The organism is Cyanobium sp. LEGE 06143, assembly GCF_015207535.1.
In the GTDB taxonomy this organism is placed as follows: Bacteria; Cyanobacteriota; Cyanobacteriia; order PCC-6307; family Cyanobiaceae; genus NIES-981.
This window is the reverse complement of record NZ_JADEWP010000029.1, coordinates 1-17,889: the sequence shown is the minus strand read 5'-3', so window position 1 is coordinate 17,889 and position 17,889 is coordinate 1. Positions and strand designations below refer to the sequence as shown.

15 protein-coding genes and 1 pseudogene are annotated in these 17,889 nt (G+C 68.5%); 6 read left to right on the top strand and 10 right to left on the bottom strand.

Annotated features, from left to right (window positions below; genetic code table 11):
• Positions 1 to 282: pseudogene (locus tag IQ216_RS03760) on the bottom strand (ribonuclease E); the annotation flags it as partial.
• A 415-nt stretch (positions 283 to 697) separates the two neighbouring features.
• A complete protein-coding gene (locus IQ216_RS03755; RefSeq protein ID WP_193814383.1) occupies positions 698 to 3,373 on the bottom strand; it encodes a TIGR03960 family B12-binding radical SAM protein in 2,676 nt (891 codons plus the stop codon).
• 98 nt (positions 3,374 to 3,471) lie between these two features.
• On the opposite strand from IQ216_RS03755, the gene IQ216_RS03750 reads away from it, so the two are divergent.
• Genes IQ216_RS03750 through IQ216_RS03740 form a run of 3 tightly spaced genes read left to right on the top strand, consistent with a single transcriptional unit; the run spans position 3,472 to position 5,908 of the window.
• Positions 3,472 to 4,698 carry an LL-diaminopimelate aminotransferase gene (locus tag IQ216_RS03750; RefSeq protein WP_193814382.1) on the top strand — a complete coding sequence of 409 codons (1,227 nt, stop codon included), beginning with the start codon at positions 3,472 to 3,474 and terminating at the stop codon, positions 4,696 to 4,698.
• A 41-nt stretch (positions 4,699 to 4,739) separates the two neighbouring features.
• Positions 4,740 to 5,063 (top strand): ATP-dependent Clp protease adapter ClpS, encoded by a 324-nt coding sequence (clpS, locus tag IQ216_RS03745; RefSeq protein WP_193814381.1) that lies wholly within the window; start codon positions 4,740 to 4,742, stop codon positions 5,061 to 5,063.
• A 32-nt stretch (positions 5,064 to 5,095) separates the two neighbouring features.
• Positions 5,096 to 5,908, top strand: a complete 813-nt coding sequence (locus IQ216_RS03740; RefSeq protein WP_193814380.1) for a CPBP family intramembrane glutamic endopeptidase — start codon at positions 5,096 to 5,098, stop codon at positions 5,906 to 5,908.
• A 146-nt stretch (positions 5,909 to 6,054) separates the two neighbouring features.
• Here the strand turns inward: IQ216_RS03740 and IQ216_RS14550 are convergent, their stop codons facing one another.
• The 3 genes from IQ216_RS14550 to cofG form a co-directional block, all read right to left on the bottom strand.
• Positions 6,055 to 6,294, bottom strand: a complete 240-nt coding sequence (locus IQ216_RS14550) for an ATP-binding protein (RefSeq protein ID WP_193814379.1) — start codon at positions 6,292 to 6,294, stop codon at positions 6,055 to 6,057.
• 74 nt (positions 6,295 to 6,368) lie between these two features.
• Entirely contained in the window at positions 6,369 to 7,949 is a 1,581-nt protein-coding gene (locus IQ216_RS03730) for a photosystem II high light acclimation radical SAM protein (RefSeq protein ID WP_228007102.1), read from the bottom strand.
• A 32-nt stretch (positions 7,950 to 7,981) separates the two neighbouring features.
• Positions 7,982 to 8,956 (bottom strand): 7,8-didemethyl-8-hydroxy-5-deazariboflavin synthase subunit CofG, encoded by a 975-nt coding sequence (gene cofG, locus IQ216_RS03725; protein WP_193814378.1) that lies wholly within the window; start codon positions 8,954 to 8,956, stop codon positions 7,982 to 7,984.
• A 213-nt stretch (positions 8,957 to 9,169) separates the two neighbouring features.
• Here cofG and psbA point away from each other — a divergent pair, with 213 nt between their 5' ends.
• Together psbA and aroC are read left to right on the top strand one after the other, a co-directional pair.
• Positions 9,170 to 10,249, top strand: coding sequence for a photosystem II q(b) protein (psbA, locus tag IQ216_RS03720; protein ID WP_186697343.1), 1,080 nt, complete (start codon positions 9,170 to 9,172; stop codon positions 10,247 to 10,249).
• 148 nt (positions 10,250 to 10,397) lie between these two features.
• Positions 10,398 to 11,489, top strand: coding sequence for a chorismate synthase (gene aroC, locus IQ216_RS03715; protein ID WP_193814377.1), 1,092 nt, complete (start codon positions 10,398 to 10,400; stop codon positions 11,487 to 11,489).
• A 6-nt stretch (positions 11,490 to 11,495) separates the two neighbouring features.
• Here aroC and IQ216_RS03710 read toward each other — a convergent pair whose 3' ends face one another.
• The 4 genes from IQ216_RS03710 to psbO all read right to left on the bottom strand — a co-directional run bounded on the left by IQ216_RS03710 (position 11,496) and on the right by psbO (position 16,185).
• Positions 11,496 to 12,122, bottom strand: coding sequence for a bifunctional 4-hydroxy-2-oxoglutarate aldolase/2-dehydro-3-deoxy-phosphogluconate aldolase (locus IQ216_RS03710; RefSeq protein WP_228007101.1), 627 nt, complete (start codon positions 12,120 to 12,122; stop codon positions 11,496 to 11,498).
• A gap of 24 nt (positions 12,123 to 12,146) precedes the next feature.
• Positions 12,147 to 13,991, bottom strand: a complete 1,845-nt coding sequence (ftsH3, locus tag IQ216_RS03705; protein ID WP_193814376.1) for an ATP-dependent zinc metalloprotease FtsH3 — start codon at positions 13,989 to 13,991, stop codon at positions 12,147 to 12,149.
• Between the two features lie 71 nt (positions 13,992 to 14,062).
• Complete coding sequence (gene sat / locus IQ216_RS03700; RefSeq protein WP_193814375.1) at positions 14,063 to 15,223, bottom strand: sulfate adenylyltransferase; 1,161 nt, start codon at positions 15,221 to 15,223, stop codon at positions 14,063 to 14,065.
• 140 nt (positions 15,224 to 15,363) lie between these two features.
• On the bottom strand, positions 15,364 to 16,185 hold the full coding sequence (gene psbO, locus IQ216_RS03695; RefSeq protein WP_186697347.1) for a photosystem II manganese-stabilizing polypeptide: 822 nt from the start codon (positions 16,183 to 16,185) through the stop codon (positions 15,364 to 15,366).
• A 102-nt stretch (positions 16,186 to 16,287) separates the two neighbouring features.
• On the opposite strand from psbO, the gene IQ216_RS03690 reads away from it, so the two are divergent.
• Complete coding sequence (locus IQ216_RS03690; protein ID WP_228007100.1) at positions 16,288 to 16,683, top strand: hypothetical protein; 396 nt, start codon at positions 16,288 to 16,290, stop codon at positions 16,681 to 16,683.
• A 20-nt stretch (positions 16,684 to 16,703) separates the two neighbouring features.
• On the opposite strand, the gene coaBC is transcribed toward IQ216_RS03690, so the two are convergent.
• On the bottom strand, positions 16,704 to 17,889 hold a 1,186-nt coding region (gene coaBC, locus IQ216_RS03685; RefSeq protein WP_193814374.1), incomplete at its 5' end, for a bifunctional phosphopantothenoylcysteine decarboxylase/phosphopantothenate--cysteine ligase CoaBC.

The following is a 17,889-nucleotide window of genomic DNA, read 5'->3' as shown; positions in this document are numbered from 1 at the left end:
CACCAGCACCTTCTGGCGGGGCTCCAGCATCTCGGTGATGCCGTGGGCGCCTTTGCGGAGCTTCAGAGGGCCGAGGTCGGTGACATGAATGAAGCCGTTCTTCTCGCTCTCGCCGATATTGACGAAGGCGGCATCGATGCCGGGAAGCACGTTTTCAATGGTGCCGAGGTAGACATCTCCGATCTGATAGCGGCCCTGGGCCACGATCAATTCATCAACACGTTCGTCGTTGAGCACCGCGGCGATGCGCAGTTGCTCGGCAATGACGATCTGCTGGGGCATGGGGAATGGGGTGGACCCGATCGGGGTCCTGCCAGGGGATGAGGCAGGCCTGCAGGCCGATGACAGACCTGCGGACCAGAGGGCTGAACGAAATGCGGGAGGTCAGGGCCAGGCCCTGCCTTGGCCGCCATGGAGCGGGAATGGCGCGAAGCTGCGCAATGCTGCTGGAAGATCTCCATGCCCCTTGGGCACGGCTGCTTTCAATGGGTTGAAAACATGAAAGCGGGGGGCGAAATCCAGGGACTGAACCCCGGAGCAGGACAGGCCAACGGAGGTGCCTGCCGACTGCGGTCTGCGCTGAAAAAGCTCTGGGTGCTGCGGAATCGCGGCGAAAGCTTACAGGCAAACGGCCTGTCGCCTTGGCTGCAAATTAGCATGGTGGCCTGGCCGCTTTTGCGTCGGTCTGGCGCCGCGTTCAGGCGGTAGGGCCGCGCAGCGTCAGGGCCGTGCGCTCCATGCTGCCGCAGGCCAGGGGTAGCCTCAGCTGTTCTGCCATCCAGTGGGCCAGCTGGTCCGGCCGCAGGCTGCGGCCGCTGGAATCGATGGCGGCCTCGAGCGCGAACCAGGCCGAGCCTGAGCCGGCAGCAGCTGCGGGCTGGGGGGAGAGCCAGCGGAGATCCCGCAGCACTGGGCGGCAGTCACGGCTGCGGGGCCGGCCTTTCTTGTCGGTGTCGTGCCACGGCAGGGTGTCGGCGTCCAGCAGCGCGGCCATCGCCTGCTGCCAGCGCTCCGGGCCGGGCAGCGCCACCCCCGCCGGCGGCCGCAGCTCCAGCCGCCAGTGGGAGGCCTCCAGCTCCTGGGAGAGGCTGGGGCCGAAGCTGGGCACCTCGGCCACCGAGAGCAGCTGCAACGTGCCCGGCAACTGCTGCTGCAGCCGCAGCCGCGCTTCAGCGGGATCCAGCCGCTCGGTGAACTCGAGGTCGAGCCATTCGCCCAGGCCCGCCACCCCAAGCGGCAGCGCCAGGGCCAGCTGCAGCCGTGGCAGCGGGTGGAAGCCCCCGCTGAAGCTCACCGGCAGGCCGCTGCGGCGCAGGGCCCGCTCCAGCAGCCGCAGGGTGTCGAGGTGGCTGATCAGAGCGAGGCTGCCGGTCTTGGCGAAGCCGAAGCGCAGCCGCTGCACCCGCTCGGAGGCGGGGGCCCGCGGCGGCAGCTGGGGTGGCACCGGAGGCGCCGGGATCACCACGTTGTGGCCCAGCTCCGGACCGCACACCCCGCAGCTGCTGCAGCCCTCGAAGGAGCAGTCCGGCACCACGGTGGCGGCCAAGGCCCGCTGCAGGTCTTCGGCGAGCCAACGCTTGTCGACGCCGGTGTCGATGTGATCCCAGGGCAGGCTCTGGCGGCAGAAGGCATCGAGATCATCGGGGCTGAGGGCCTCGGCGGCGCTCCAGGCCCCCATCTCCAGGGCGCGGTAACGGCCCCCCAGGCCCGCCGCCTCGATCGCAGCGGTCCAGGCGGCATGGCTGCGCTCCGCCGACTCAAACCAGGCGTCCAGGCCGGCGCCGGCCCGCCAGGCCGCCTCGATCACCGGCGCCAGGCGCCGATCGCCGCGGCCCACGAAGTCTTCGACCGCCGAGAGGCGCAGGTCAGTGGTGTTGGTCTTGACGCCGCGCAGCTGGCGCAGGGCCTGGCGCACCAGCCCCTGGCGACGCCGCAGCTCCTCGCCGCTGACGCTGTGCCACTGGAACGGGGTGTGGGGCTTGGGCGTGAAGGTGCTGATCGTGAGGTTCAGCTCCAGGCGGCCCAGATCGCGGCACTGCTCCTGCAGAGCGCGGCAGGTGTCGGCGATGCCGAGCACATCCGCATCGCTCTCGCCAGGCAGGCCGATCATGAAGTAAAGCTTCACCTTGCGGTAGCCGTTCTGCATGGCCGTGCGCAGGCCGCGCAGCAGCTCGGCGTCGGTGAGGCCCTTGTTGACGATGTCGCGCAGGCGCTGGCTGCCGGCCTCCGGGGCAAAGGTGAGCCCCGCCCTGCGGGTGCCGCCGAGGATGTGGGCGATGTCGTCGTCGAAGCGATCCACCCGCTGGCTGGGCAGGGTGAGGCTCACGTTCTGCTCAGCCAGGCGGTTGCGCAGTTCCACCCCCACCGCCGGCAGGGCCAGGTAGTCGGAGCAGCTGAGCGAGAGCAGGGAGAAATCGCTGTAGCCGGTGCGGCGCATCCCCTCCTCCACCGCCTCGATCACCGCCTCGGGCTCCACGTCCCGGGCCGGGCGCGTGAGCATGCCGGGCTGACAGAAACGGCAGCCGCGGGTGCAGCCCCGGCGGATCTCCACCGTGAGGCGGTCGTGAACGGTTTCGATGTGGGGCACCAGCCCCATGGCGTAGTGGGGCATGGGCGTGGCGGTGCGCCGCTGGATCCGCGCCGGCAGCCCGGGCTCCAGCGGCACGATCGCCACCCCATCGGGGCCCGGGCCGTAGAGGGCAGGCACGTACACGCCCGGCACCTGGGCCAGATCCCGCAGGGTGTCGCGGCGGCTGAGGCCGGCCGCCTTGGCCTCGGCCACCACCAGGCCGATCTCCGGCAGCAGCTCCTCGCCATCGCCCAGGGCAATGAAGTCGAAGAAGGCGGCGAAGGGTTCGGGGTTGCTGGTGGCCGTGGGCCCACCGGCGAAGATCAGGGGCGGCGCCTCCGGGTGGCCCAGGGGCAGATCGCCGCGCTGGTCGGCGCGCAGGGGCAAGCGGGCCAGGTCCAGCATCTCGAGGATGTTGGTGCCACCGAGCTCGTAGCTGAGGCTGAAACCGAGGATGTCGAAGGCTGGCAGGGGGCGGCGGCTCTCCACCGCGAAGAGAGCCTGCTGCCGCTCCCGCAGCCGCTCCGCCAGGTCGGGCGCCGGCAGGTAGGCGCGGTCGCAGAGCTGGCCGGGAACGGCGTTGAGCAGGGAATAGAGAATGATGTGGCCCAGGTTGCTGGCCCCCACCTCGTAGACCTCGGGGTAGGTGAGGGCCCAGCGCACGGCGGCCGCCTGCCAGTCGCGGGGCTCCACGCCGAGCTCGTTGCCCAGGTAGCGGGCCGGCTTGCTGATCGAGAGGTCGATCAGGGCGTCGAAGTCGATCGGCTCGGTCGCCGCGGCCACGACAGTCGAGGAGGCAGTCATGGTGGCGCTGGCAGGCCTGGCCCGATGGTATGCAGCCCAGGACCACGCGACAGCCACCTGGCGTAGCAGGATGCCGCCTGGAGTTCGGCAGCAACCCTGTGGTGCAGGTCAACGGCAACTACCTCAAGCTCAAGGCGGGGTACCTGTTTCCAGAGATCGCCCGGAGGGTGAAGGCCTTCGGCGAAGCCCATCCCGATGCCGCCCTGATCCGCCTCGGCATCGGTGATGTGACCGAACCGCTGCCGCAGGCCTGCCGCAACGCCATGAAGCTGGCGATCGATGCCATGGGCACCGCCGAGGGCTTCCATGGCTATGGCCCGGAACAGGGCTATGGCTGGCTGCGCGAGGCGATCGCCCGCCACGACTTCCAGGCCCGCGGCTGCCAGGTGAGTGCCGAGGAGATCTTCGTCTCCGACGGCTCCAAGTGCGACAGCAGCAACATCCTCGACATCCTCGGACCGGACAACCGCATCGCCGTGACCGATCCGGTGTACCCGGTGTATGTGGACAGCAACGTGATGGCGGGCCGCACCGGTGAAGCCGGTGCCGGTGGACGCTACGGCGGCCTCACCTACCTGCCGATCAGCGCCGAGAACAGCTTCACGGCCCAGATCCCCGCAGAACCGGTGGATCTGATCTATCTCTGCTTCCCCAACAACCCCACCGGCGCGGTGGCCAGCCGCCAGCAGTTGCAGGCCTGGGTGGACTATGCCCGCGCCCACGGCGCCCTGATCCTGTTCGACGCCGCCTACGAGGCCTTCATCCAGGATCCGGAGCTGCCCCATTCGATCTACGAGATCGAGGGGGCCCGGGAGTGCGCGATCGAGTTCCGCTCCTTCTCCAAGAACGCCGGCTTCACCGGCACCCGCTGTGCCTTCACGGTGGTGCCCCGTGGGCTGATGGGCCAGGCGGCCAATGGCGAAGCGGTGGAGCTGTGGGGCCTGTGGAACCGGCGCCAGAGCACCAAGTTCAACGGCGTCAGCTACATCGTGCAGCGCGGGGCCGAGGCGGTGTATTCCGCCGAGGGGCAGGCCCAGGTGAAGGCACTGGTGACCTTCTACATGGAAAACGCCGCGATCATCCGGCGCGAGCTGACGGCAGCCGGGCTGCAGGTGTTCGGCGGCGAGCAGGCGCCCTATGTATGGCTCAAAACGCCCGCCGGACTCGACTCGTGGGGCTTCTTCGACAAGCTGCTGAGCCAGGCCCACGTGGTGGGCACCCCCGGCAGCGGTTTCGGCGCCGCCGGAGAGGGCTATTTCCGCCTCTCCGCCTTCAACAGCCGCGCCAATGTGGATGAGGCCATGCAGCGGATCCACAGCCTGTGATCCCGTCCTTAAATAGAGCAGTCGTGACCCAGGAGGCAGCCATGCAAACCACAGCCACGGCGGCCCCGGGCCGCGAGAGCGGCGGTGCCGCGGTGATGGAGAAGGCACCGCAGCGGGTGCGCAAACCGTCACCTCGCTACAAGGTGCTGCTCCACAACGACCCCGTCAACGCGATGGACTACGTGGTCACCACCCTGCGCCAGGTGGTGCCCTCGCTCAGTGAGCAGGATGCGATCGCGGTGATGCTGGAGGCCCACAACACCGGCGTGGGCCTGGTGATCGTGTGCGATCTGGAGCCGGCGGAGTTCTACTGCGAAACCCTCAAGGGCAAGGGGCTCACCAGCAGCCTCGAACCGGAAACCTGATGGCGGCGCCAGGCCCAGCCGGGCCTGCACCCATGCCACGCTGGTGGGGCACGGTGCTCTACGTGCCGGGGCTCTACATCACCGGCTTCCTGCTCTCCAGGCCCCTCGCCTGGGTGGCCCCGGCCTGGCGCCCCGACCAGGTCGACCTGGCCGGGGTGTCGCTCTCGTTTGCCCTGCTGCTGGCCACCCTGCCCTGGCGGCTGCGCACGGCCTGGGGAGCGACGCAGCCCTGGAGGACCCTGGGTCTGGCCGTCAGCCCCGGCCAGGCGCTGGCCGGCATCGCCATGGGGCTGACCAAGGCCATCGCCCTGCTGCTCCTGGTGAGCCTGGCGCTGCTGTTCAGCCAGCAGGCCCGCTGGCAGGGGGCAACGGATGCTGGCCTGCTCGCCAATGCCCTGCTGCTGGCCTGCGGGGTGGGTCTGGCCGAGGAGCTGCTGTTTCGCGGCTGGCTCTGGGGGGAGCTGCGGCTGCGGCTGAATGGTCATCGGGCGCTGCTGGCGCAGGCCCTGGTGTTCGGCCTGGTGCACCCCTGGTACCGGGAACCCGGCCTGCTGGCCCTCAGCCTGCTGGGCGCCCTCACCCTGCTGGGGGTGGTGCTGGCCCGGGAGCGGGAGCTGGGCAAGGGCGCGCTGTGGGGGCCGGCGGCGCTGCACGGCGGCCTGGTGGGCGGCTGGTTCCTGCTGCAGAACGGGCTGCTGGCGGTATCTGCCCCGGCGCCGGGCTGGTGGGCCGGGCCGAGCGCTCTGGACTCAGGCACGAACCCGCTGGGAGGCGCGATCGGCTGGCTGGGGCTGCTGGCTGTGCTGCTGTTTCAGCAGCGGCAGTTCCGTCCCCAGCGGCAGTGAGCGGGGGGACGCAGCCAAGGCGAGGCAGTTAACACGTTGCAGCGAAGTCAATGGTGCGAAGCCATCCAAGCAGGACCAGCGCCGAGCAGGCATCTCCACCGGCATGGCGCGGAAAGCTGATCGTGAAGGGCGTTCCCACCCCTTGCTCACTCGCCGCGGTGGCGATGGACGATTTCCTGAGCGATCGCCAGGCCATGGCCCGTACCACCCAAGGCGCGGGAACGGGCTTTTTCCACGGGATAGAAGCGTTCAAACAGATGGGGGAAGTGCTCTGAGTGAATGCCGGTGCGGTTATCTCGCTGAATGACCTGAACGTGATTCGCTGTGGGCAGGCGGGTCGCGCCGCAATCCTCCTCGGCATGCTGCTCAACCCACGCGTAACGCACCGGGCAGCGGGATCGCGGTGCTCCAAGCTAGGGAGGGAGTCGGCTCAAGACCTCGTTTCTGGCCGAGCAGGCTTTCAGCGCACCGCGTTGGCCAGGGCGCGGCGGCCCTCCACCGGAGCCCTGAGGGCCTCATCCAGGGGCGCCAGGCCGTAATCCCGCTCCAGCAGGTCCATCACCGTGCGGCCGAAGTCGCCGGGATTGCGGTCGAACGCCTCCAGGCAGATGCGGCCGAAGGTGCTGCCCATCGGCTCGGGATTCCAGAGCATCTTGCGGGCGGTCCACGGCATCATGCTCATCGGGTTGTAGCCCGGCTTGATCAGGCCCTGCTCGAAGCCGTACTGCTCCAGGTGGGTGTGGGGCTGCAGGCCGATGAAGAAGATCGCCGGCTCCACCTTGTCGGCGCCGAAGATGCGCTCCAGCTCGCGGTGATAGGCCACGGTCTGGCGAATGGTTTCGGGGCGCTCATCGATCACGTTGAACGAGTAGTTCACCGACACATGGTGTCGGAAGCCTGCCCGAGCCAGCAGCCGGCAGCTCTCGAGCACAGTGCGCAGGTTGTAGCCCATGCGCATCTTGCGCACCAGTTCCTGGGATCCCGAGGTGATGCCGATCTCGAAATACTCCATGCCGGTGGCCACCATCAGCTCGGCCAGTTCCGCGTCGAGATTGTCGGCGCGGATGTAGGCGGCCCAGCGGATGTCGTCCCAGCCTTCGGCCAGGATCGCCCGCAGCAACGCCTTGGCGTCTTCGATGTAGCGCCGCGCGGGGATGAACTGGGCATCGGTGAACCAGAAGCCGCGCACGCCGCGGCGGTAGAGCTGCCGCATCTCAGCAATCACCTCCTCAACGGGATTCACCCGCACCGCCTTGCCCTCCACCACCGTGTACACGCAGTAGCAGCAGTTGTGGGGGCAGCCCCGCTTGGTCTGCACGCCCACATAGAAATCACCCCCCTCGAGATACCAGTCGAGCTGGGGCCAGATCGAGGCGATGTAGTCGTAGTTGCAGGCCGTTTTCTCCAGGCTGCCCGGCTGCTCATGGATCAGGCCCGGGCGGGGCTCCTCGCCGGCCACAAAACAGCGCTCCCCGGCCAGGGAGTCGCCCCTGATCAACTTCTCCAGCAGGGGTTCGCCCTCACCCACCGACACCACCGTGCCAGCGGGCAGCTGACGCCCGAGCTGCTCATAAAACACACTCACAGCACCGCCACCGATCACGGCCCGGGCTTCGGGCTGATAGCGCCGGGCGCGCTTCACCCCTTGCCGCACCAGCCGCAGGTTGCGCCAGAGCTCGGCGTAGAAGGCCCGCATCAGGCCCAGGCCGCCCAGGGCTCCGCGCAGCCGTTTGAGCGGATTGCGCGCGTAGAACACCTCGAAGGAGTGCTGCAGGGGGTTGCCACTGCGGCCATCCACCGGGGCATAGATCTGGATGTCACGCCAGGAGAACACCAGCACGGTGGGGCGGAAACTGTCCACCACGGCGGTCAGGATGCGCTCCACATCCAGCACCGGGAGTGCGGCAAGGTCGAGAAAGCGCTGCGGCAGATCGGGGAACTGCTTGTGCAGATGGTCGGCGAGATAGACGGGGCCGATCGGAAAAATCGGATTGCAGGGCAGCCTCACGAGCAGCACCCTGTGGGAACTGGTGGTGCTCAACGGCCGTCACTCTCCTCTGCGATGGCGCGACACTAACCAGGGCGATCGAGCTGCTGGGCCATGGCCTGCGCCCGCTGCCGCAGGGGCGACGGCAACCGATCCAGCCAGGGCCGGTGCACGCACAGCCGCGGGCGCAGCTCCCAGCCGGCCGCCGCCAGCTGCCGTGCCAAGGCCTGAGGCGACGGCTGGGCATAGGCGGGATTGATCACATCCCGATCGCCGTCGATGCCGCCGAGGTCATCGATGCCGGCCTCGAGGGCCTCCATCAGCCGCTGTCGGGGCCAGAGGTTGGGGGGCAGCTGCAGGTGCACCTCCGGCGGCAGGATGTGGCGGGCCTCGCCGATCAGATCAAGCAGTTCGTCGCAGCGGGCCGGGTCGAGCTCAGCCGGCGACAGACCGGGAGGTCGGTAGGGCTGCAGAATCACCTCCTGCACATGGCCCCAGGTGGCCTGCAGCAGGGCGATCAACTCCAGGGCCTGGCGCCGTTCCCTGGGGCTCTCGCCCAACCCGAGCAGGAGGCCCGTGGTGAAGGGGATGCCGAGGCGGCCGGCCTGCTCCAGCTGCAGCAGGCGCAGCTCCAACCGCTTGCTGGGGGCCTGGCGATGCCAGCGCTGCCAGACCGGGCCCAGACCTTCGAGCATCAGGCCCATGGAGGGATTGAGGCGCCCCAGAGCCGCCATTTCGTGGAGCGAGAGGGGGCCGGCATTGGTGTGGGGCAGGCGGCCGTTGGCCAGGGCCAGTCGGCTGAGGCGCAGCAGCAGAGCCAACCATGGCCGGCGCTGGGGCGCCTGCGGGGCCACCTCACCGCTGAGCAGCAGCACCTCCTGGGCCCCGGGGCGGCGCTCGAGGCTGGCCTGCGCTTCGGGCTCTGTGAGGGCGTCCGCCAGGGGATTCTGCGGGTGGGGCGCCTGGCGGAAACCGCAGTAGCCGCAGTGGTTGAAGCAGCTGGAGGTGGGCACCAGGGTGACGCTCGGGCTCCAGGTGACCAGCTTTGAGCGACCCCTCATCGCCCGCCACCCGAACGGAGGCGCCCAGGGGGCCAGCGCCAGGCGCAAGGTCGGTTCACCACACTCAACCCCTCTTCACAAACCCCGCAACGTTCTGTTACGTTAGTCAGCGACGGGGTTCCGTCCCGCGGCCGACTCTGCTTCTGGGCTCTGACCTGAAGTGCTTCTGCCGTCCTACTTACCTGCTCTTTCGAGCACCCATCACCTGTTCTCATGACCACCACTCTCCAGCAGCGCTCCGGCGCCTCCAGCTGGGCGCAGTTCTGCGAGTGGGTCACCTCCACCAACAACCGCCTCTACGTGGGCTGGTTCGGCGTGCTGATGATCCCCACCCTGCTGGCTGCGACCATCTGCTACATCGTGGCCTTCATCGCCGCTCCCCCTGTCGACATCGACGGCATCCGTGAGCCGGTCGCCGGTTCGCTGATCTACGGCAACAACATCATCTCCGGTGCTGTTGTGCCCTCCAGCAACGCCATCGGCCTGCACTTCTATCCCATCTGGGAAGCTGCCAGCCTCGATGAGTGGCTCTACAACGGCGGTCCTTACCAGCTGGTTGTCTTCCACTTCCTGATCGGCATCTTCTGCTACATGGGTCGCGAGTGGGAACTCTCCTACCGCCTGGGCATGCGCCCCTGGATCTGCGTTGCCTACAGCGCCCCCGTGGCTGCTGCTTCGGCTGTGTTCCTGGTGTACCCCTTCGGTCAGGGCTCCTTCTCCGACGGCATGCCCCTCGGCATCAGCGGCACCTTCAACTTCATGCTGGTGTTCCAGGCTGAGCACAACATCCTGATGCACCCCTTCCACATGCTGGGTGTGGCCGGTGTGTTCGGTGGCTCGCTGTTCTCCGCCATGCACGGCTCCCTCGTCACCAGCTCGCTGGTGCGTGAAACCACCGAGAGCGAGAGCCAGAACTACGGCTACAAGTTCGGCCAAGAGGAAGAGACCTACAACATCGTGGCTGCCCACGGTTACTTCGGTCGCCTGATCTTCCAATACGCCAGCTTCAACAACAGCCGCAGCCTGCACTTCTTCCTGGCTGCCTGGCCGGTGATCGGCATCTGGTTCACCGCCCTCGGCGTGAGCACGATGGCCTTCAACCTGAACGGGTTCAACTTCAACCAGTCGATCCTCGACGGCCAGGGCCGTGTGGTGAACACCTGGGCCGACGTGCTGAACCGCGCCAACCTGGGTATGGAAGTGATGCACGAGCGCAACGCTCACAACTTCCCCCTCGACCTGGCGGCTGCTGAAGCCACCCCCGTGGCTCTGACCGCCCCGGCGATCGGCTGAGGCTTCAGCCCTCATCAGATCCAGACCTGACGGAATCCCTACAGCCCCCCTCTCAGCAGGGGGGCTTTTTGATGGTTTCACCTCTCAACCACCGGGCCAAGCGGCCGCCAAGGCCCAGCCCCTACGCTCGCAGCACTGTGTGGCAGCCATGGGCAGCAGCTTCGGCCAGCTCTTTCGCATCAGCAGCTTCGGCGAATCCCACGGCGGTGGCGTGGGGGTGATCGTGGATGGCTGCCCGCCGCGGCTGGCGCTCGCCGTGGAGGACATCCAGCGGGATCTCGATCGGCGCAAACCGGGCCAGAGCAAGATCACCACCCCCCGCAAGGAAGACGACCGCGTCGAGATTCTCAGCGGCCTGCTGGACGGCCAGACCCTCGGCACGCCCATCGCCATGGTGGTGCGCAACAAGGACCAGCGCCCCGGTGATTACAAGGAGATGGCGGTGGCCTTCCGCCCCTCCCACGCCGACGCCACCTACCAGGCCAAGTACGGCATCCAGGCCCGCAGCGGCGGCGGCCGCGCCTCAGCCCGGGAAACCATCGCTCGCGTGGCGGCCGGCGCCATCGCCAAACAACTGCTGGCCAGGGCTTGCGGCACCGAAGTGCTGGCCTGGGTGAAGCGGATCCACAGCATCGAGGCCCATGGCATCGACCCAGCCAGCGTGAGCCTCGACGACGTGGAGGCCACCATCGTGCGCTGCCCCGACTCCGAGGCCGCCGAGCAGATGGTGGAGCGGATCGAGGCGATCGGCCGGGAGGGCGATTCCTGCGGTGGTGTGATCGAGTGCGTGGTGCGGCGGCCGCCTGTGGGGCTGGGCATGCCCGTGTTCGACAAGCTGGAGGCGGATCTGGCCAAGGCCGTGATGTCACTGCCGGCCACCAAGGGCTTCGAAATCGGCTCCGGCTTCGCCGGCACCCTGCTGATGGGCAGCGAGCACAACGACGCCTTCCTGCCCACGGACGACGGCAGCCTGCACACCGCCACCAACAATTCAGGCGGCATCCAGGGTGGCATCAGCAACGGCGAGATGATCGTGATCCGGGTGGCCTTCAAGCCCACCGCCACGATCCGCAAGCAGCAGCAGACCATCGATGCCAGCGGGGCCGCCACCACCCTGGCCGCCAAGGGACGCCACGACCCCTGCGTGCTGCCGAGGGCCGTACCGATGGTGGAGGCGATGGTGGCCCTGGTGCTGGCCGACCATCTGCTGCGCCAGCAGGGGCAGTGCAGCCTGTGGTGAAGGGGCTTAGCGGGAGCGCAGCTCGCTGATCAGGGCCTTCAGCTCGGCCATGGCGCCGCCCCGGTCGAGGCTGCCACCCAGGGTCACGGCATCGACGCCAGCCTGCAGCCAGGGCCGCACGTCGTGGGGGGCCAGGCCGCCGGCCGCGATGCAGAACGGCAGGGCTCCCAGGGGCCCGCGCAGGCGGCTCCAGTAGTGGGAGCCCAAGCTGGCAGCCGGGAACAGCTTCACGGCCGGGCAGCCCAGCTGCCTGGCCTGCATCACCTCGGTGGGCGTGAACACACCCGGCACCAGGGCCAGGTCCAGGCGGCAGGCCTCGTGCCAGAGCTCCGGAATCAGCACGGGTGACACCCCGTAGCCCAGACCCGCAGCAGCCGTGGCCCGAATCGCCTCCAGGCTGCAGAGCGATGCCGCCCCCAGCCGCAAGCGCGGGTGGGCCTGCTGGAGCGCGCGGCACTGGAGCGCCCAGTCCGGGTGGGGCTGCCAGCTGATCTCCACGTGGACCAACCCCATTGCCTCCAGGGCTGCCAGGGCCGGCTCGAGCTGGCGGGGCTGCTCAGCACGAAGCACCACCAGCAGGGGCTGGCGGCGCAGCGCAACGAGAAACGGTGGGAAGGAGGCGATTGCGATCAACCGGCCTGATCAACCAAAGGGGGCTCAGACGTACTCAGCCACCCGCACATCGCTCTGCAGTAGCAGCTCCTGGAGCTGCTCAGCATCAACGGTTTCCTTCTCCACCAGCAGTTCAGCCAGCTGATCGAGCACGGCCCGGTTGTTGCTAAGCACCTCGGTGGCCCGGCGGTAGGCGTCTTCCACCAGCTGGCTCACCTCCTCATCGATGGTGGCCGCGGTGTCTTCGGAGAAGTCGCGCTCGGCGGCGATGTCGCGGCCGAGGAACATGCCGCTCTGGCTACGGCCCAGGGCCACCGGACCGATGCGCTCACTCATGCCGAAGCGGGTGACCATCTGGCGCGCCACCCGGGCCACCTGCTGCAGATCGTTGGAGGCGCCGGTGGTGACTTCATCGTCGCCGTAGACGAGTTCCTCGGCCACGCGGCCGCCTAGGGCCACGGCCATCTGGTTCTGCAGATAGGCCCTGGAATAGAGCCCCGATTCCATGCGCTCCTCACTGGGGGTGAAGAAGGTGAGGCCACCGGCCTGACCGCGAGGAATGATCGAGATCTTCTGCACGGGGTCGTAATCGGGCATCAGGGCCCCCACCAGGGCATGGCCTGACTCGTGATACGCCACCAGCCGCTTGCGCTTCTCGCTCATCACCCGGTCTTTCTTCTCCGGACCGGCCATCACCCGCTCGATCGCATCGTTGACCTCATCCATCGCCACCTCGGTGAGCTGGCGTCGGGCCGCTAGAATGGCGGCCTCATTGAGCAGGTTGGCCAGATCCGCACCGGTGAAGCCAGGGGTGCGGCGGGCCACTTTGTCGAGGTCCACATCCTTCGCCAGGGTCTTGCCGCGGGCGTGCACCTCCAGGATCTGCAGTCGGCCGCTGTAATCGGGCCGATCCACCACCACCTGGCGGTCGAAGCGCCCCGGGCGCAGCAGCGCGGCATCCAGCACGTCGGGACGGTTGGTGGCCGCCACGATGATGATGCCGGTGTTGCCCTCGAAGCCATCCATCTCGGTGAGCAGCTGGTTGAGGGTCTGCTCCCGCTCGTCGTTGCCGCCGCCGAGGCCAGCGCCCCGCTGACGCCCCACAGCGTCGATCTCATCGATGAAGACGATGCAGGGAGCGCTCTTCTTGGCCTGCTCAAATAGATCTCGCACCCGGCTGGCACCCACGCCCACAAACATCTCCACGAATTCCGAACCGGAGATCGAGAAGAAGGGCACCCCGGCCTCGCCGGCCACGGCCTTGGCCAGGAGCGTCTTGCCGGTGCCGGGGGGGCCCACCAGCAACACGCCCTTGGGGATCTTGGCGCCGACGGCGGTGAAGCGATCAGGATTCTTGAGAAAGTCCACCACTTCGGTGAGCTCCAGCTTGGCGCCCTCGATGCCGGCCACATCGCCGAAGGTCACCTGGGTCTGGGGCTCCATCTGCACCCGCGCCTTGCTCTTGCCGAAGCTCATGGCCGGGTTGCCTCCACCCCCCTGGGCGCGCCGCAGCAGGAAGAACAGCCCCCCCAGCAGCAGCAGCGGGAAGATGAGGCTGCCGGCGGCCTGCTGCCAGGCGGCCGGCTCGCGGCTCGGCTGCACCGCGATGTCCACGTTGTGGTCCGTGAGCAGCTTCAGCAGGTCCTTGTCGGGGGCCAGGTTGACCACGGCGCGGCGGCCATCGTTCTCCACCACCTGGGCGGTGCCGCGGTCGGGGGCGATCAGCACCCGGGACACTTCGTTGTCCTGAACGGCTTCGACGAAGTCGCTGTAGCGCAAGGTGCGCGGCGCGTTGGCCGGGTCGGGTCGGTCGAGGAAGGCGGTGCCCACGGCAATCACCACGACCACCAGGAGCACGTACAGCCCCGCGTTGCGCCAGCGTTTGTTCAAGGCCTCGCCTCAGCTGAGAGATTTAGTAACGGAATGTTAACTGGCGGTGAGCCGCCTGTTGCGCCGGCGCCTCAGGCCGCAGCCCGCAGCACCTCTACCACACTACGGAAGGCGAACCATTCCGGGATCTCCTCGCCGCCCCTCAGCATCTGACGGAACTGGGTGCCGCTCAGCTTGCGGATGTGCAGCCCCCGGGCCTCGGCGTGCTCCGCTGTCACATAGCCCTCCTCCTCGGTGTACACGAGGTTGAGGGAGGGCACCGTCTCCATGCCCAGTTCGGGGGCGTTGTCGCGGGCGAAGTCCTGGGCCTGGTAGGGGCCGTAGAAATCGCTGCCGCTGAGGCTCGACTTACAGCCGGCCATGTCCCGGCCGATGATGAAGTGGGTGCAGCCGTAATTCTTGCGGATGATCATGTGCTGCAGGGCCTCGCGGGGGCCCGCCATGTGCATCGAGTAGGGCAGGTAGGCCCAGCGGATGCGGGGGTTGTTCACCTCAGCGGCGAGGCGCTCATAGGTCTGGAAGCGCACGGCACCGGCGATGTCGTCGTCCTGGGTGGGGCCGCAGGTGGGGTGCACGAGCACCGCCGCCTGCTCGCTCACATTGCTGGCCTCCAGGGCCCGGGTGAACAGCTCGTAGTGGGCGCGGTGGATGGGGTTGCGGCACTGGAAGGCCACCACGCTCTGACCCTCCGGCAGGGTGGCACGCACCTCGGCCGGGGTCTTGCAGGGGAACACCCGCTGGGGCAACGCCAGCCCCTGCAGGCGGCCACCGAGGTAGAAGCGGCCGCGCTCGCCGCTGATCATGCGCACGGCAGGGTGCTCGATCGAGGTGGTGCCGTAACAGCCCTGGGCTTCGCGGGCCTTGTCGGGCTCCCACTTGCTCCCCACCGTGAGCACGGCCAGGTCCTGGCCCTTGTAGGTGAGCAGCAGCCGCTCGCCGACGGCCACGCTCTGCTCATCGGTGTCGAACACGATCGGCAGACCGAACAGCAGGCCGCTGGTGGTGCGATGGCCGGCCACCACCGCGTCGTAGTCCTCCTGGTGCATAAAGCCCCGCAGGGGCGAGAAGCCGCCCACCACCAGCAGCTCCACGTCGCAGGCGTTGCGATCGCTGCACTCGAGCACCCGATCCACCCCGGCACGCACGGCCTCCTGCTCCCCCGCGGGCACCATCAGATCCACCAGGGTGCCTCCGTGGGGCGCGATCAGGCCAGCCAGGGTGGAGGAGGTCATCGGAACGACGGCGTTGATGGGCACAGATTCTCCCAGATGGGCCCAGGCCCGGGGTTGTGGCCGCCGGTCTGCACAAAAAAAGGGGCCCGCAGGCCCCCAGTCGCGTGGATTGGAGCGAGCCCGGGCGCGGGCAGGCCGGATCAGGCCTGCTCCAGACGGCCGTAGACCTCACCGGTGATCTTCACGTCAAGGGGATCCTTGGAGCCCATGTCGGTGTCGGAGGGCTGCAGGGCAGTGAACACACCAGCGAACTCACCGGTGCTGGCATCCACCCGGGTGATCGCCAGCTCCATCGAGCCGGCGCCGTCCACGTAGCTCTTGATGTTCTCGCGCTCCAGGCCATCACCGTCGGCGCCGAGACCCACCAGGCCCTGGGTGTAGTCCACGCCGGTGGTGAGCCCGCGCGACTTGGGATCCAGGAAGTTGGAGGTGCGGTAGCTGGGCACCCGGTAGGTGCCGGTGAAGTCCGTGCTGGTGCTGATGGCGGCGCCGTCGGCCGTGGCCTTGAGCTGCTTGCTGGAGAACACGAAGGGCACCTCCTCACCGCCGGGCAGCAGCACGGTGACGATCTGGAAATCGAGACCGCCCTGCTCCTTGAAGTTGAGGGAGTCACCGCTGACGGTCAGGTCGCCATAGACCTGATCCAGGCTGGTGGTGAAGCGGGTGAGGATCTTGCCGGCGACGAACTGGGCCTCCTGGCGCTTGTTGGCGGGTTCGCCCTTCACGAACACCTCGGCGGGGTGCATGCAGATCTCCCTGAGCTGGTAGGCGGTGCCGGAATCCAGGGGGATCGAACCGCGGGCCGACTCGGGCAGGGAGGGGCAGTCGTTGGCCAGGCCTGTGTTGTGGATGTCTTCGTAGGTGAGATTGGCGCGATCCACGGCCTTGGCCCCACCGCTGCAAGCGGTCACCAGGGTCAGACACAGCGCCAGCGCGAGGGCCAGCAGAGGACGAAAACGCATGGGGAGAACGCCGCAGAGAGTGGGCAGTAACTGGGCCGGGGCGGATCCTACCGGTGCAAAACCCTGATTCCCCGTACGATGTCGCGGCTCTCAACAACCTGTATGCGAGAGCCGAAGGTTCCGATCACCACACCACAGACCACGACCCAGCCAGCCAGCCAGGCAGCCCAGCAGCCAGCCCAGCAGCCAGCCACGCTCACGGACGGGCGCCAGCAGCGGCTCGACAGCCTGCTCAGCCAGACCGCCAGCCTGGCCGAGGAGCTCCGAGGCGATCCGCAGCAGCTGCTCGACCTGCTGCGCCAGCTTGAGATGCTGCATCGCAGCATTCAGGACGGGGCCTTCCGGAGCAGCCTCCCCGCCGACCGCAACCAGCTGTTCAACCTGCTGCGCCGCATGGAACAGAGCGGCGGTTGGCCCTACATCCCCCGCCTGCAGCTGCGCACATTCATCGATCTGCTGCAGGTCGACGCCGCAGAAGAAGAGTCCCTGGCCGCCTGAACTGCCCCGTTGGGCCCGGCTCAGGCGGCCAGGGCCGAGAGCAGGTGGTGGGCCACGGCCAGCTTGCGGGCCGGTGGCAACACGCCCACCTGATCGCCTGGGCCAAGCAACCAGCCACTGGTGCTGTGCCCGCCGAAGCCCGCCTGGGGCTGATCGATGGGGTTGGCGAACAGAAGATCGCAGCCCTTGCGCGCGAACTTGACCCGGGCCTGGGGGAGCACATCGCCCGTCTGGGCCGCGAAGCCGAGAATGCGCTGCCCCGGCGGCCTGCTGTGCACCAGTTCGGCCAGCAGATCCGGCACCGGCTCCCAGCCGCTGGCGAGGGCCTGCTCCAGGGCCTGCTTGTCCAGCTTGGCGTCCAGGGGCTGGCTGCGGCGGTGGTCGGCCACGGCCGCCACCATCGCCACGGCCTGAACCCCCGGCTGACGGGCCAGCAAGGCCTGGCGCATCTCACCCGCCGTGAGCACCGCCTCAGCGTTGAGCCCCTCGAGCCAGCCGGCCGGCAGCGCCAGCGGACCATGCACCAGCTCCACCCGTGCCCCCCGCAGCCGGGCCGCCTGGGCCAGCAGCACGCCCATGCGGCCCGTGCTCGGATTGGTGAGGCAGCGAGCCGGATCCAGGGGCTCGCGGGTGGGGCCGGCACTCACCAGCAGGCCACGGCCCTGCCAGTCGCGCTTCGGACCCCAGAGGGCGAGGGATTCCAGCGCCAGAAGCAGCAGCTCGGGGTCGGCCATGCGGCCCTGGCCCTGGCGGTCGCAGGCCAGCAGTCCGGACTCAGGCCCCAGGGGCAGCACGCTGGAGAAGCTCTGCAGGGCCTGCCAGTTGGCCCGTACCCCGGGCGAGGCCCACATGGAGGTGTTCATGGCGGCGGCCGCCAGCACCGGYACCTCGCAGGCCAGCAGGGTGCTGGCCAGCAGGGTGTCGCCAAGGCCATGCACCCAGCGGGCCAGGGTGGTGGCGCTGAGGGGAGCCAGCAGCACCAGCTCCGCCCACTCCGCCAGCTCCACATGCAGGGGACGGGGCGCCCGGTGGCTCCACTGGTCGGCCTCCAGGCAGCAGGGCTGGCGGCTGAGACAGGCCAGGGATGCTGCGCTCACCAGGCGCTCGGCGCTGGGCGTGAGCACACAGCGCACCTCGGCCCCCCGCTGCACCAGGGCGCTCACCAGCAGCGGCAGCTTCACCGCCGCGATGCTGCCGCTGCTGGTG

Bases quoted from the DNA above. Each gene is read 5' to 3' on its own strand.
- IQ216_RS03755 (WP_193814383.1), bottom strand. From the start codon at position 3,373: ATGACTGCCTCCTCGACTGTCGTGGCCGCGGCGACCGAGCCGATCGAC.
- clpS (WP_193814381.1), top strand. From the start codon at position 4,740: ATGCAAACCACAGCCACGGCGGCCCCGGGCCGCGAGAGCGGCGGTGCC.
- IQ216_RS03740 (WP_193814380.1), top strand. From the start codon at position 5,096: ATGCCACGCTGGTGGGGCACGGTGCTCTACGTGCCGGGGCTCTACATC.
- cofG (WP_193814378.1), bottom strand. From the start codon at position 8,956: ATGAGGGGTCGCTCAAAGCTGGTCACCTGGAGCCCGAGCGTCACCCTG.
- psbA (WP_186697343.1), top strand. From the start codon at position 9,170: ATGACCACCACTCTCCAGCAGCGCTCCGGCGCCTCCAGCTGGGCGCAG.
- aroC (WP_193814377.1), top strand. From the start codon at position 10,398: ATGGGCAGCAGCTTCGGCCAGCTCTTTCGCATCAGCAGCTTCGGCGAA.
- sat (WP_193814375.1), bottom strand. From the start codon at position 15,223: ATGACCTCCTCCACCCTGGCTGGCCTGATCGCGCCCCACGGAGGCACC.
- psbO (WP_186697347.1), bottom strand. From the start codon at position 16,185: ATGCGTTTTCGTCCTCTGCTGGCCCTCGCGCTGGCGCTGTGTCTGACC.
- IQ216_RS03690 (WP_228007100.1), top strand. From the start codon at position 16,288: ATGCGAGAGCCGAAGGTTCCGATCACCACACCACAGACCACGACCCAG.